The organism is Ramlibacter sp., assembly GCF_035627355.1.
In the GTDB taxonomy this organism is placed as follows: domain Bacteria; phylum Pseudomonadota; class Gammaproteobacteria; order Burkholderiales; family Burkholderiaceae_C; genus Ramlibacter.
Genome location: NZ_DASPLW010000058.1, coordinates 1 through 14,491, shown reverse-complemented (window position 1 = coordinate 14,491; position 14,491 = coordinate 1). Strand labels below are relative to the sequence as shown.

The following is a 14,491-nucleotide window of genomic DNA, read 5'->3' as shown; positions in this document are numbered from 1 at the left end:
CACTTCGTGCACTGCGCTGCCCCCCGAGGGGGCGGAAGCCTCCATGGGGCGGCCCTGCGGAGGCTTGACTGATGGCCGAACTCCTCATCGACGCCCGCGGCCTGCACACCTACTACGGCCAGAGCCACATCCTGCGCGGCGTGGACTTCCAGGTCGCGCGCGGCGAGACCATCGGGCTGATGGGCCGCAACGGCATGGGCAAGAGCACGCTGCTCAAGACCCTGATGGGCCTGGTCAAACCGCGCCAGGGCACCGTCCGGGTCGCCGGCCGCGACATGACCGGTTGCGCACCCTACGAGATCGCGCAGCTGGGCGTGGCCTACGTGCCCGAGGGCCGCGGCATCTTCGGCAACCTGAGCGTCGTCGAGAACCTGAAGATGGCGGCGCGCCCCGGCACCCGCGGCCAGCGCGACTGGACCTACGAGCGCGTGCTGGAGACCTTCCCGCGCCTGGCCGAGCGGCTCTCGCACGGCGGGCAGCAGCTGTCGGGCGGCGAGCAGCAGATGCTGACCATAGGCCGGGCGCTGATGACCAACCCCGACGTGCTCATCCTCGACGAAGCCACCGAAGGTCTGGCGCCGCTGATCGCGCGCGAGATCTGGCGCATCTGCGGGCTGATCCGCGAGACCGGCATCTCCACCGTGATCGTGGACAAGAACTGGAAGCACGTCACCCAGCTCACCAACCGCAACCTCATCCTCGTCAAAGGCGCCGTCGTGTTCAGCGGCAGCTCCGATGAGTTGCGCGCCCAGCCCGACCTGCTGACGCAGCACCTGGGCGTGTAAGCCCACCCGCCGCCGCAGCGCGGCGATTCTTCCATTGCCCGTGTGGGCCAGCGTGCACCTGCCGGTGTCGGCGCCCGTCGCCGCGGGACTGTAGGTGCGCACCTACGGCATTTCGCCCGCGCTTCCTTCATGCTTGCCTTGTCGCGTGCAGCAGAATTTTTTGCACACGCAAGTTACGGAACATGACGAGCCGCTCCACCCCATCCGGCGCAGTCGCCTCCCCCGTTCCGGACGTCCAGCGGGGCCCCATCCGCCCCAGCCACCACCACCGCCAGTTCGAGGTCATGGGTGCCCATCCGGACGGCACCGGCACGCGCTTCACCGTCTGGGCGCCGAACGCACGCAGCGTCGGCGTGGCCGGATCGTTCAACGGCTGGCACGCGGAGCCGTTGCAGAAGCTGGAGGACGGCAGCGGCCTGTGGCACGGGCGCATCGAAGGCGTCCGCCCTGGCGCCTGCTACAAGTACCGCATCCAGGGCGCCTACGGCGAGTGGATGGACAAGGCCGATCCCTATGCCTTCCGCTGCGAACACCCGCCCGGCACGGCCTCCCAGGTCTGGGACCTGTCGCACGAGTGGGGCGACCGCGAGTGGATGGCGCAGCGCGGACAGCGCCAGTCGCACCGGCAGCCGATCTCGATCTACGAGGTGCACCTGGGCTCCTGGCAGCGCGAGGAGGACGGACGGGTCCTGAACTACCGCGACCTCGCCGTGCGCCTGGCCTCCCACTGCCGCACCATGGGCTTCACCCACGTGGAGCTGATGCCCATTGCGGAGCACCCGTTCTATGGCTCCTGGGGCTACCAGACCACCGGCTACTTCGCGCCCACCGCGCGCTACGGCACGCCGCAGGACCTGATGGTGATGGTGGACACGCTGCACCAGCAGGGCATAGGCGTGATCCTGGACTGGGTCGGTTCCCACTTCCCCTCGGACTGGCATGCGCTGGCCCGCTTCGACGGCACCGAGCTGTACGAGCACGCCGATCCGCGCATGGGCTACCACCCGCAGTGGAACAGCCTGATCTTCAACTACGGCCGCTACGAGGTCCGCGACTTCCTCATCAGCAACGCCCTGTTCTGGCTGGAGAAATACCACTTCGACGGCCTGCGCGTCGACGCGGTCGCGTCCATGCTGTACCTGGATTTCGCGCGCGAACCGGGCCAGTGGATTCCCAACCCGCAGGGCGGCAACCAGAACCTGGAGGCGGTGCGCTTCCTGCAGGACCTCAACAGCACCGTCTATGCCGCCTTCCCGGACGTGCACATGATTGCCGAGGAGTCCACCGCCTGGCCGGGCGTGTCGCGCCCGGTGCACCACGGCGGACTGGGCTTCGGCATGAAGTGGAACATGGGCTGGATGAACGACACGCTGCGCTACCTGCAGCGGCCGCATTTCTTCCGGCGCTGGCACGGCGACGACATCCGCTTCTCCTCGATCTACGCCTTCAACGAGAACTTCGTGCTGCCGCTGTCGCACGACGAGGTGGTCTACGGCAAGGGCAGCCTGCTCGGGCGCCAGCCCGGCGACGAGTGGCAGCGCTTCGCCGGCCTGCGCGTGCTGTACGGCCTGATGTGGACGCACCCCGGCAAGAAGCTGCTCTTCATGGGCGGCGAGTTCGGCCAGCTGCAGGAATGGCACCACGAGCGCACGCTCGACTGGCACCTGTGGGCGCGGCCGCTGCACGCCGGCGTGGCCCGCTGGGTGGGCGACCTGAACCAGGCCTACCGGCGCCTGCCCGCGCTGCACGTGAACGACTTCCATCCGGAAGGCTTCGACTGGCTGCCGGTGGACACGCCGGAACCGCAGACCGTGCTGGCCTTCGTGCGCCGGGGCGGCGCCGGCGACCCGCCGGTGGTCGCCCTGTGCAACCTGACACCCGAGCCGCGCCACGGGGTGCGGCTGGGACTACCCCATGCCGGCCCCTGGCGCGAGCTGCTCAACAGCGACGCGGCCTGGTACGGCGGAAGCGGCATGGGCAACCTCGGACGCATCGCCGCGGCCGACGAACCACTGGCGGGCCTGCCCGCCAGTGCCACCCTCACCCTCCCACCCCTGGCCACCCTGGTGCTCGTCGGCGACGCGCCGCCGCCGGGCGCCATCCCTCCTGGAGACAAGCGATGACCGCCCACCGCAACGTGCTGGCCTTCGTCATGGCCGGCGGCGAAGGCTCGCGCCTGCACCCGCTGACGGCCAACCGATGCAAGCCGGCCGTGCCCTTCAACGGCAAGCACCGGCTCGTCGACTTCGTGCTGTCCAACCTGGTCAACTCGGAGATCTGGTCGACCTACCTGCTGGTGCAGTACAAGTCGCAGTCGCTGATCGAGCACGTCCGCCAGACCTGGGCCATGGCGCGCTTCATGCCGCAGCACTTCATCACCTGCGTGCCGCCGCAGATGCGCAACGGCCCCGAGTGGTTCCAGGGCACGGCCGACGCCGTGTACCAGAACATCCACCTGATCGAGAGCATGAAGCCCGACCTGGTGGCCGTGTTCGGGGCCGACCACGTCTACCGCATGGATGTGCGGCAGATGATCGACTTCCACGTCCAGACCGGGGCGCACGCCAGCGTGGCCACCGTGCCGGTGCCGCTGACCCAGTGCAGCCAGTTCGGCATCGTCGGCATCGACGACTCCAACCGCATCACGGCCTTCATCGAGAAGCCCGCCACCACCGACCCCATGCCGGGCAGCCGCACCCACGCGCTGGCCTCCATGGGCAACTACATCTTCGACACCGACGTGCTGCTGCGCCAGCTGCGCCGCATGCACGAGAACGGGACCAGCGACTTCGGCAAGCACATCCTGCCGGCCATGGTCGGCAGCCACAAGCTGGTAGCCTACGACTTCGACACCAACCACATCCCCGGCATCGAACCCTACGAGGAGCACGCGTACTGGCGCGACGTGGGCACCATAGACGCCTACTACGACGCCCACTTCGACACCCTGGGCGCGGCGCCACGCTTCCGCATGAGCAATGCGCGCTGGCCGATCTACGCCAGCCCCGACGAGGCGGAATCGGCACAGATCGAGAACGGCGTGATCCACCGCTCCATCGTCGGCTCCGGCAGCATCGTGGACGGCGCCACGCTGGACCACGCCATGCTGCGGCGCTCGGTGCTGGTCGACCGCGACGCGCACCTGGAGCACTGCATCGTGATGGAGGGTTCGCGCATCGGGCGAGGGGCCCAGGTCCGGCGCGCCATCATCGACCAGGACAACGACGTGCCGCCCGGCGAGCGCATCGGCGTGGACCTGGAGCAGGACCAGCGCCGCTTCCCCGTCAGCGAGAACGGGATCGTCGTGGTCCCGGCCGGCTACTTCCGCGCCGGCATGCGGCGCGCGAGCGCGCAGCGCGGCACCGCCATCGCCGGCAAGCGCCGCCTGGAGGTGGTTGCATGAGGGTGGCGGCCGCCGCCGCCCCCACCACCCCGACCGAAGCGCAGCTGCCGGACCGCTGCGAGCCGGGCCGGCCCTGGCCGCTCGGCGCCACCCTGGACGCCCAGGGCGTCAATTTCGCCGTCCACTCCAGCGTGGCCGACAAGGTCGAGGTCTGCCTGTTCGACCGCACCGGCACGCGCGAGCTGCGCCACGTCGCCCTGCCCTGCCGCACCGGCGACATCTGGCACGGCCTGGTGCCGCGGCTGCCCGCCGGCAGCCGCTACGGGCTGCGGGTGCACGGCCCCTACCAGCCGCAGCAGGGGCTGCGTTGCAACCCGAACAAGCTGCTGCTGGATCCCTATGCCAAGGCGCTGGACCGCCCGTTGCGGGGCGGCGCCTGGCAGTACGCCTACACCCTGGGCGGCCCGGCGCGCGACCTCGCCATGGACACTGTCGACAACGCCGCCGGCGCCGCCAAGTGCGTGGTGCTGGACCCCGCCTTCGACTGGGGCGAGGACCGGCGCCCAGGCACCGCCATGGCCGACACCGTGTTCTACGAGGTGCACGTGCGCGGCTTCACCCAGCTGATGGACGAGGTGCCGCCGGGCCTGCGCGGCACCTTCGCCGGGCTGGCCAGCGAACCGGCCATCGCCCACTTCAAGCGCCTGGGGGTGACCGCCATCGAGCTGCTCCCGGTGCACGCCTTCAACGACGAGCGACGGCTGATCGACCTGGGGCTGGCCAACTACTGGGGCTACAACACCGTCGCCTTCTTCGCGCCCGAGCCGCGCTACTGCGCCGGCGGCGACCCGGACGACTTCAAGCGCATGGTCAAGGCACTGCACGCCGCCGGGCTGGAGGTGATCCTGGACGTGGTCTACAACCACAGCTGCGAGGGCAACCACCTCGGGCCCACGCTGTTCCTCAAGGGCATCGACAACCCGGCCTACTACCGGCTGGCCGAGGACCGTCGCTACTACGACGACGTCACCGGCACCGGCAACACGCTGGACGCCAGCCACCCGGCCACGCTGCGGCTGCTGATGGACAGCCTGCGCTACTGGTACCAGGAGATGCACGTCGACGGCTTCCGCTTCGACCTCGCGCCGGCGATCGCGCGCAACGGCGCCTATGACTTCGACCACCGCTCGCCCTTCCTGGCGGCCGTGGCGCAGGATCCGGTGCTGCGGCAGGCCAAGCTGGTCGCCGAGCCCTGGGACATCGGCGACAACGGCTTCCAGGTCGGCGGTTTCCCGGCCGGCTGGTCGGAGTGGAACGGGCGCTACCGGGATGCCGTGCGCGACTTCTGGCGCGGGACCGACGGCGCGGTGCAGGAGTTCGCAGCCCGGCTGGCGGGCTCCGCGGACATCTACGCGCCTTCGCACCGCCTGCCGGACGCCAGCATCAACCTGGTGACCGTGCACGACGGCTTCACGCTGGCCGACCTCGTGGCCTACAACGAGAAGCACAACGAGGCCAACGCCGAGGACAACCGCGACGGCGAGAGCCACAACCGCTCCTGGAACTCCGGCGTGGAGGGCGAGACCGACGACGAGGAGGTTCTGGCCCTGCGCGAGCGGCGCAAGCGCAATTTCCTCGCCACCCTGTTCTGTTCGCGCGGCGTGCCGCTGCTGCTCGGTGGCGACGAGATGAGCCGCACCCAGGGCGGCAACAACAACGCCTACTGCCAGGACAACCCGGTGAGCTGGTTCGACTGGAGCGAGGCCCGCCGCCAGGATCCGCTGATCGATTTCACGCGGGGGCTGGTGGCGTTGCGGCGCGAACTGCCGGTGCTGCGCGAGAACCGCTTCCCGAGCGGCGAACCCGACGAGATGGACCGACGCGAGCTCGCCTGGTACAGCGTCTGGGGCCTGCCCATGACCGAGGAGGAATGGACCAACCCGGCGGTGCGCTGCATCGCGGCCTTGTTCGACGGGCGCTTCTCGCCGGTGGACGGCCGCGCCAGCCCCAGCGTGCTGCTGCTGTTCAACGCCTCGTACGAAGCGGTGGTCTTCACGCTGCCCGAGATCGCGGGTTTGGCGGAGTGGCGGGTGCGCGTGGACACCGGCCAGGGCCACTTCTCGCCGGACGAGGCCGAGCGCGTCGAGCCACTGGCCCGCGTCGAACTGGAGCCCCATGCGATGGCCGTGCTGGTCGAGGGGCCGCCGCGATGAGGAGCCTGCATGCGATGCGCTTCGGCGCCAGCCTGCTCGAGTCCGGCGGCGCCGACTTCCTCCTGTGGGCGCCGGCAGCGCAGCAGGCGCGATTGGCCTTGTACGAGGGCATCGGCACCGAACCCCGGCTGCTGCCCGCCCGCCGCGATGCCGAGGGCTGGTGGGCCTGCCGCGTGCCGGGGGCCACGGCGGGAACCCTGTACCACTGGTGCATCGACGACGGCCTGCTGGTCCCCGACCCGGCCTCGCGCCACAACCCGCACGGCGTGCACCAGCCCAGCGCCGTCGTGGACCCGCTGGCCTTCGAGTGGGACGAGGACTGGCGGGGACGGCCCTGGCACGAGACCGTGTTGTACGAACTCCACGTGGGTGCCTTCACGCCCGAAGGCACCTTCGCGGCCGCCCAGGCCCGCCTGCCGGAGCTGGCCGCGCTGGGCATCACCGCGATCGAACTGATGCCGCTGGCGGCCTTTCCGGGCCGCTTCGGATGGGGCTACGACGGCGTGCTGCCGTTCGCGCCGCATGCCCCCTACGGCACGCCGGAGGACCTCAAGCGCTTCATCCAGCAGGCGCACCGGCTGGGCCTGTCGGTGCTGCTGGACGTGGTCTACAACCATTTCGGCCCGGACGGCAACTACCTGCCCCGCTACGCGCCCGGCTTCTTCTCCAGCACCCGCAGCAGCCCGTGGGGGGCGGCCATCAATTTCGACGGACCGCACAGCCGGCCGGTGCGGCAGTTCTTCGTCGAGAACGCCCTCTTCTGGCTGGTCGAATACCGCTTCGACGGGCTGCGACTGGACGCCGTGCATGCGATCCGCGACGACGGCGCGCCGCACATCCTGCAGGAGCTGTCGGCCCGGGTGCGCGCCGCCACGCCCGGGCGGCACGTGCACCTGGTGCTGGAGAACGAGGACAACCACCACCAGCGCCTCTCGGCCCGGCCCCGGGCCGGCTGCTACGACGGGCAGTGGAACGACGATTTCCATCACGCGCTGCACGTGGTGCTGACCGGCGAGAGCGGCGGCTACTACCGCGACTACGCGGCGGCTGCGGGCGAGGCGCCGCTCGACCTGCTGGGTCGCGCGCTCACCCACGGCCTGCTGTTCGAGGACAGCCCGCGCAAGCCGGGCGGCGCCCGCGAGAACCCGCGGCCGGCGCCGCCGCAGCCGCTGTCGACGATGGTCAACTTCGCGCACAACCACGACCAGGCCGGCAACCGGGCGTTCGGCGAGCGGCTGGCGGCGCTGGCCGGACCCGAGGCCGCGCCGCTGGCCACCCTGCTGGCGCTGTTGACCCCGGCGGTGCCGCTGCTGTTCCTGGGCGAGGAGTCGGGCAGCACGCGGCCCTGGCTGTACTTCGCCGACTGGGACGGGGAGCTGAGGAAGGCCGTGCAGGAAGGCCGCCGGCGCGAGTTCGGCCATGTCGCACGCATCGAGGACGGCCGCCGGGTGCCGCTGCCGGACCCCTGCAGCGAGGCCACCTTCGAGGCCAGCCGACCCACGCCCGAGGAGCTGGACAGCGCAGCCGCCCGGCGCTGGCGTGCGATGGTGCGCGACGCGCTGGCGGCGCGCCGCCAGTGGATCGTCCCGCGGCAAGGCCAGCTGCTCACGGGGCAGCACACCGCCCAGCGCGTCGGGGCCACCGGCCTGTCGGTGCAGTGGCGCTACGAGGACGGGCAGGTGCTGGCGCTCGACATCAACCTCGGCCCGGCGTCCTTGCAAGTGCCCGCGACCCGGCCGGGCCCGGTCGAGGCGCAGGACGTGTTCCGGCACGGCTGGCCCGCGGACACGCCCGCCGGCACCTGGCCGGCCTGGTCCGCGTGCTGGCGGTTGGGACCCGAGATCACCCAATGACGCCTGCTCCCGACGCGGACCTCGCCCGTAGGGCCGAGCAGTTCGGCATCGCGCTGCGCTACACCAGCTTCTGGGGCGAGGAGCAATCCGTGCCCGACGAGGTGCTGGCCCAGGCCCTGGCCGGCATGGGCGCGGACGGATCGGAACCGGCCGAGGCCGCCGGCTTGCCGCCGGTGCATGTGGCACTGGAAGGCGAGCCGATCCGCATCGAGTGGACGGGCCCGCACCTCGCCGCTCGCTGGCAGCTCTCGCCCCAGGATCCCTCCTCCGGCGCCGGGCGCAGCGGCGAGGTCTCGAGCGAAGGCGGCCGGCACCTCGTCGCCCTGCCTCCCGACCTGCCGGCCGGCTACTGGGACCTCACCCTCGCCGGCGAGCGTTGCCTGCTGGTGGTCGCCCCGCACCGCTGCTGGGCGCCGGCCGCCCTGCTCGAGGGCGAGCGCTGGTGGGGCTGCACGGTGCAGCTCTACGCGCTGCGCTCCGGCCGCAACTGGGGCATAGGGGACTTCGGCGACCTGCGCCGGCTGGTGGAGACGGCCGCGCGCCACGGCGCGTCCTTCGTCGGCCTTTCGCCGCTGCACGCGCTGTTCCCGCAACGGCCGGAAGCGGCCAGCCCGTACAGCCCCTCCAGCCGCAGCGCACTCAACCCGATCTACCTGGACGTGACGGCCCTGACCGAGGCCTCCGGCTGCGAGGAGGCGCTGCGCAAGCTGCACGACGAAGCCTTCCAGGACCGGCTGCGGCGCCTGCGGGCGACCGAGCTGGTCGACTACGCGGGCGTGGCCGCGGCGAAGGAGGAGATGCTCGCCCTGCTGTGGCGCCACTTCGAGCAGCACGAGCTGGCATCGGGGCCGCGCGGGCAGGCCTTCTCGCGCTTCATGCAGGAGCGTGAACACACCCTGGGGCAGCACGCGCTGTTCGAGGCGCTGCAGGCCCACCTGCAGGCCGGCGACCCGGCCGCCTGGGGCTGGCCCGCCTGGCCCGATCGCTTCCGGGATCCGCAGGGCGAGGCGGTGCGCGAATTCCGCCGCACCCACGCGTCGGCCATCCGGTACCGCTTCTGGCTGCAGTGGTTGGCCGAGCTGCAGCTCGAATCCGTGCAGCGGCATGCGCGTGCCCGCGGCATGGGCCTGGGGCTGTATTGCGACCTCGCCGTCGGCGCCAATCCGGGCGGCGCGGAGACCTGGGCACGGCCCACGCTGTACGCAGGGGGCATGGAGGTGGGCGCGCCGCCGGACCCGCTGAACACCCAGGGCCAGAACTGGGGGCTGCCGCCCATGAGCCCGGTGCAATTGCGTGACGCTTGCTACGCGCCCTTCATCGAAGTCCTGCGCGCCAACATGCGGCACAGCGGCGCGCTGCGGCTGGACCACGTGATGGCCCTGATGCGCCTGTTCTGGATCGGCGGCGCGGGCGGCACCTACGTGCGCTACCCGCTGCAGGACCTGCTGGGCATCCTCGCACTGGAGAGCCACCGCCACCGCTGCCTGGTGATCGGCGAGGACCTGGGCAACGTCGCGCCCGAGATGCGCGAGGCGATGCGCGAGCGCGGCCTGCTGTCGTACCGGCCGCTGCTGTTTGAGCGCACGCCCGAGGGCGGCTTCCGCCCGCCGGCCGACTGGCCGCGGCAGGCGCTGGCCGTGGCCAGCACGCACGACCTGCCGACCCTGCGCGGCTTCTGGCTGGGCGAGGACCTGGAGCTGCTGGCCCAGCTCGGGCTCTATGCCGACGACGCGATGCGCGAGCGCGCCGTCCTCGACCGCGCGCAGGACCGCGCCCGGCTGCTGCTGGCGCTGGAACACGAACGGCTGCTGCCCGCCGATGCCAGCGTGCAGCCGACCTCGATCCCGGACACCACGCCGGAGTTCGTCGCCGCCGTCCACGGCTGGCTGGCGCGCACGCCCTGCTGGCTGGCCGGCGTCCAGCTCGACGACGTCGCCGGCCAACGGCTGCAGGTCAACGTCCCCGGCACCACCGAGGAGCGCTGCCCCAACTGGCGACGCAAGCTCGACCTCGCCGTCGACGACCTGGCCAGCGACGAGCGCTTCGCCGCCGTCGCTGCCGCCATGCGGGCCGAGCGCAGCGGGCCGCAGCCCGAAACGGGCACGAACGAGCTGCCGGCACTGGAGACCGCGTGCATCCCCGAAGCCACCTACCGGGTGCAGTTCCACGAAGGCTGCCGCTTCGCCGACGTGGCCGAGGCCGTCCCCTACCTGCACGCGCTCGGGATCAGCCACCTGTACAGCTCGCCCTTCCTGCGCGCGCGGCCGGGCAGCACCCACGGCTACGACATCGTCGACCACCGCGCGCTCAACCCGGAGGTGGGCGACGAGGCCGATTTCGAGCGCCTGTGCCACGCCCTGCGCCGGCACGGCATGGGGCAGATGCTGGACCTGGTGCCCAACCACATGGGCGTGCTGGCGGCCGACAACGCGTGGTGGCTGGAGGTGCTGGAGCACGGCCAGGCCTCGGCCCATGCGCAGACCTTCGACATCGAATGGGCGCCGGCGGCCCCGGAGATGCACGGCCGCGTGCTGCTGCCGGTGCTGGACGACCATTACGGCCGGGTGCTGGAGGCCGGCGAGCTGCGGCTGCACTTCGCGGCCCCCACCGGCACCTTCGAGCTGCGCTACTGGGAGCACCGCTTCCCGATCGATCCCGGTACCTACCCGGACATCTTCGCCGTGCTGCCCCCGCCACCGGCGCAGGACGAGGCCGAGAGCGACAGCCACGCGGTGGTCGCGTCCCTGCTCGCCTCCTTCGAGCGCCTGCCGCCGCGCGACAGCACGGACGACGACCAGCGGCGCGCGCGCGTTCGCGATGCCGCCATCTACCAGCGCAACCTGGCCCGGCTGGTCGCCCGCAACGACTGGCTGGCGCAGTGGATCGCCGCCTGCGTGCAGCGCTTCAACGGCACACCGGGCGACGCCGCCAGCTTCGACCTGCTCGACCGCCTGGCCGCCCGGCAGGCCTGGCGGCTGGCCGACTGGCACGTGGCGAGCGACGACGTCAACTACCGCCGCTTCTTCGACGTCAACACCCTGGCGGCGCTGCGCATGGAACGCCCCGAGGTGTTCGAGGCCACCCATGCGCGGGTGCTGCAATGGCTGCAGGACGGCCACCTGGACGCGCTGCGCATCGACCATCCGGACGGGCTGTCGGACCCGCAGCAGTACTTCGAGCGGCTGCAGGCGCGCCATGCCCGGCAGGCGGAAGTGGCCGGGCGCGAGCCGCGGGCGCTCTACCTGGTGATCGAGAAGATCCTGGCCGGGCACGAGCCGCTGTCGCACCACTGGCCGGTGCACGGCGACACCGGCTACCGCTTCGCCGCGCTGGCCAACGGCCTGTTCGTGGACGCCGGCCGCATCGAGGCGCTGGACCAGGGTTACCGGGCCTTCACCGGCGTGCGCGAGGATTTCGCCGAGATCGCCTACCAGTGCAAGCGGCTGATCATCGGCAGCGCCCTGTTCTCGGAACTGAACTGGCTGGTGGAGGCGGTCTACCGGATCACGCGGGCGAACCGCCGCCGCTGCGACTTCACGCGCAACCGGCTGCGGCTGGCGCTGGCCGAGATCGCGGCCGGCTTCCCGGTCTACCGGACCTACCTGCGGGTGGGCGAGCCGCCCAGCGCCGCCGACCGGCGCCACCTCGACTGGGCCGTCGCCGCCGCGCGGCGGCGCCTGGGCGGCTCCGAGGCCGCGGTGCTGGACCACGTGCGCGAAGTGCTGCTGGGCGAAGGCGAAGCCGCCGGCGTGCCGGACGAACAGCGCGCGCGCCTGCTGGCCCGCTGGCAGCAGTTCACCGCGCCGGTGATGGCCAAGGCGGTGGAGGACACCGCCTTCTACCGCTACCTGCGGCTGGTCTCGCTCAACGAGGTGGGCGGCGATCCGGCCGGCTACGGCGTGTCCGTCGCCGCCTTCCACGCGGCCAACCAGGCGCGCGTCCGCTACCGGCCGCACTGCCTGCTCGCCACCTCCACCCACGACAGCAAGCGCGGCGAGGACCTGCGCGCGCGCATCGCCGTGCTGTCCGAGCAGCCGCACACCTGGCTCGAGGCCGTCAACCGCTGGGCCGCCTGGGCCGAACGCTTCGCCAGCGACACGGACGCTGGGCCGGCGCCCGCCCGCAACGACATCTGGCTGCTGTTCCAGACCCTGGTCGGCCTGTGGCCGGCGCGGGAGCCGCACGCGCAGGAGCGCGAGGCCTTGCGCGAGCGCGTGCAGGCCTACCTGCGCAAGGCGGTGCGCGAGGCCAAACAGCACACCAGCTGGCTGGCGCCGGACGCGCCCTACGAGGACGCGCTGGCGCGCTACGTGGACGCCGTGCTGCGCCCGGGGCCCCACCCCTTCGCCGAGGACCTGCAGCGCTTCACCGCCCGCATCGCGCCCTGGGGCTTTCGCAACAGCCTGGCGCAGCTCGCGCTCAAGCTCACCGCACCGGGCGTGCCGGACATCTACCAGGGCTGCGAGCAATGGAACTTCAGCCTGGTGGACCCGGACAACCGGCGGCCGGTGGACTTCGGCGCGCTGGCCCGCTCGCTGGCGCAGCTGCAGGCGCAGTGCCCGGGCGGCATCCCGTCGGCGTCGCTGTGGGCCGAACTGCAGGCGGACATGGCCGATGGCCGGATCAAGCAGCTGGTCACCTGGCGGCTGCTGCAGCTGCGCCGGCAACGCCCGGCCCTGTTCCGCGACGGGGCCTACGTGCCGCTGACGGCCGACGGTCCCGCCGGCGAGCACGTGGTCGCCTTCGCGCGGACGCACCAGGGCGAGGTCGTGCTGGTGGTCGCGGCGCGGCTCGCGTGCAGCCTGTGCGGCAACGACGCCTCGCGCTGGACGCCGGCACTGTGGCGCGGCACCGACCTGCGCGCGCCCGAACCCGCTACGCTGGCGGCCACGACCCGATGGCGCGACGCGCTGACGGGGACCGAGGTCGAGGGCAGCGGCGACGGCGGCCTGCCGCCGCTGGAAGCAGTCTTCGCCGGCGCGGCCGGCCTGCCCTTTGCCGTGCTGGTGGCCCGGGCCGGAAAGGACTCCGCATGAACGTGCTCTTTGCCACGCCCGAATGCGCGCCCTACGTCAAGACCGGCGGCCTGGGCGACGTGAGCGGCGCATTGCCGGCGGCACTGGCCGCGCTCGGCCACGACGTGCGGGTGCTGCTGCCGGCCTACCGTGGCATGAAGGTCAGCGGCGAACTCGGCGACGGCATCGACCTGCCGGCCAGCGGCCACTGGCCGGCCGCGCAACTGCTGCCCGTGCGGGCGGACAACGGCGTCACGCTGCTGCTGCTGGCCTGCCCGTCGCTTTACCAGCGGGCCGGCGGGCCCTACGTCGACTCGGGCGGCCACGACTATCCCGACAACGTGCTGCGCTTCGGCTTCCTCAGCCGGGTGGCCGCGATGCTCGGTACCAGCGCCAGCCCGATCGAGGGCTGGCAGGCCGACGTGGTGCACGCCAACGACTGGCCCTGTGCCCTCGCCCCGCTGTACCTGGCGCAGGCGCGCGAGCTGAACGCGCATGTGCCGGTGGCGGCTGCCGTCGTCACCATCCACAACATCGCCTTCCAGGGCGTGTTCCCCATGGCGCAGGCGGACCTGCTGGGCATTCCGGCGCACTGGCGCGACATCGACGGGGTCGAGTTCTGGGGCCAGCTGTCGATGCTCAAGGCCGGCCTGCAGTTCGCCGAGGCGATCACCACCGTGAGCCCGAGCTATGCCAGCGAGATCCGGACGCCCGCCTTCGGCGCCGGCCTGGATGGCGTGCTGCGCAGCCGCGCCGACCGCCTCACCGGCATCCTGAACGGCATCGACACCGGCGTGTGGAACCCGGCCCGCGATGCGCTGCTGCCCTACCGCTACAGCGCCGAGGACCTGTCGGGCAAGGCGCGCAACAAGGCCACGCTGCAGGCGCAGTGCGGGCTGTCGCCCGATCCGAACGCCATGCTGTTCGGCCTGGTGAGCCGGCTCACGGCCCAGAAGGGCATCGACCTGGTGCTGGGCGGCCTGCAAGCGCTGCTGCAGGCGGGCGGCCAACTGGTGGTGCTGGGCAGCGGCGACGCGGCCCTGCAGCAGCAACTGGTGGAAGTGGCGGCCCGGGCGCCGCGGGCCATGAGCGTCACGCTGGGCTTCGACGAACCGCTGGCCCACCTGATCGAGGCCGGAGCCGACTGCTTCCTGATGCCCTCGCGATTCGAGCCCTGCGGGCTGAACCAGATGTACAGCCAGGCCTACGGCACGCCGCCGCTGGTGAACGGCACCGGCGGACTGGTGGATTCGGTGCTGGACGCGACGCTGGACCCCGCCGA

At 71.9% G+C, this 14,491-nt stretch carries 7 protein-coding genes; all 7 read left to right on the top strand.

The annotated features are described in order from the left end of the window. Positions 1-71 precede the first annotated feature (71 nt). Entirely contained in the window at positions 72-785 is a 714-nt protein-coding gene (locus VEC03_RS14125) for an ABC transporter ATP-binding protein (protein ID WP_324916212.1), read from the top strand. 182 nt (positions 786-967) lie between these two features. Next, complete coding sequence (glgB, locus tag VEC03_RS14120) at positions 968-2,908, top strand: 1,4-alpha-glucan branching protein GlgB (protein WP_324916209.1); 1,941 nt, start codon at positions 968-970, stop codon at positions 2,906-2,908. Continuing rightward, entirely contained in the window at positions 2,905-4,188 is a 1,284-nt protein-coding gene (locus VEC03_RS14115) for a glucose-1-phosphate adenylyltransferase (protein ID WP_324916206.1), read from the top strand. The genes glgB and VEC03_RS14115 overlap by 4 nt, the downstream gene beginning before the upstream one ends. Beyond that, a complete protein-coding gene (gene glgX / locus VEC03_RS14110; protein ID WP_324916203.1) occupies positions 4,185-6,341 on the top strand; it encodes a glycogen debranching protein GlgX in 2,157 nt (718 codons plus the stop codon). The genes VEC03_RS14115 and glgX overlap by 4 nt, the downstream gene beginning before the upstream one ends. After that, a complete protein-coding gene (gene treZ, locus VEC03_RS14105; protein WP_324916200.1) occupies positions 6,338-8,194 on the top strand; it encodes a malto-oligosyltrehalose trehalohydrolase in 1,857 nt (618 codons plus the stop codon). Before glgX ends, treZ begins: the two co-directional genes overlap by 4 nt. Next, a complete protein-coding gene (locus VEC03_RS14100) occupies positions 8,191-13,230 on the top strand; it encodes a malto-oligosyltrehalose synthase (RefSeq protein WP_324916197.1) in 5,040 nt (1,679 codons plus the stop codon). Before treZ ends, VEC03_RS14100 begins: the two co-directional genes overlap by 4 nt. Next, the coding region (gene glgA, locus VEC03_RS14095) for a glycogen synthase GlgA (RefSeq protein ID WP_324916194.1) at positions 13,227-14,491 on the top strand (1,265 nt) is incomplete at its 3' end. The genes VEC03_RS14100 and glgA, both read left to right, overlap by 4 nt.

Bases quoted from the DNA above. Each gene is read 5' to 3' on its own strand.
- VEC03_RS14125 (WP_324916212.1), top strand. From the start codon at position 72: ATGGCCGAACTCCTCATCGACGCCCGCGGCCTGCACACCTACTACGGC.
- glgB (WP_324916209.1), top strand. From the start codon at position 968: ATGACGAGCCGCTCCACCCCATCCGGCGCAGTCGCCTCCCCCGTTCCG.
- VEC03_RS14115 (WP_324916206.1), top strand. From the start codon at position 2,905: ATGACCGCCCACCGCAACGTGCTGGCCTTCGTCATGGCCGGCGGCGAA.
- treZ (WP_324916200.1), top strand. From the start codon at position 6,338: ATGAGGAGCCTGCATGCGATGCGCTTCGGCGCCAGCCTGCTCGAGTCC.
- VEC03_RS14100 (WP_324916197.1), top strand. From the start codon at position 8,191: ATGACGCCTGCTCCCGACGCGGACCTCGCCCGTAGGGCCGAGCAGTTC.
- glgX (WP_324916203.1), top strand. From the start codon at position 4,185: ATGAGGGTGGCGGCCGCCGCCGCCCCCACCACCCCGACCGAAGCGCAG.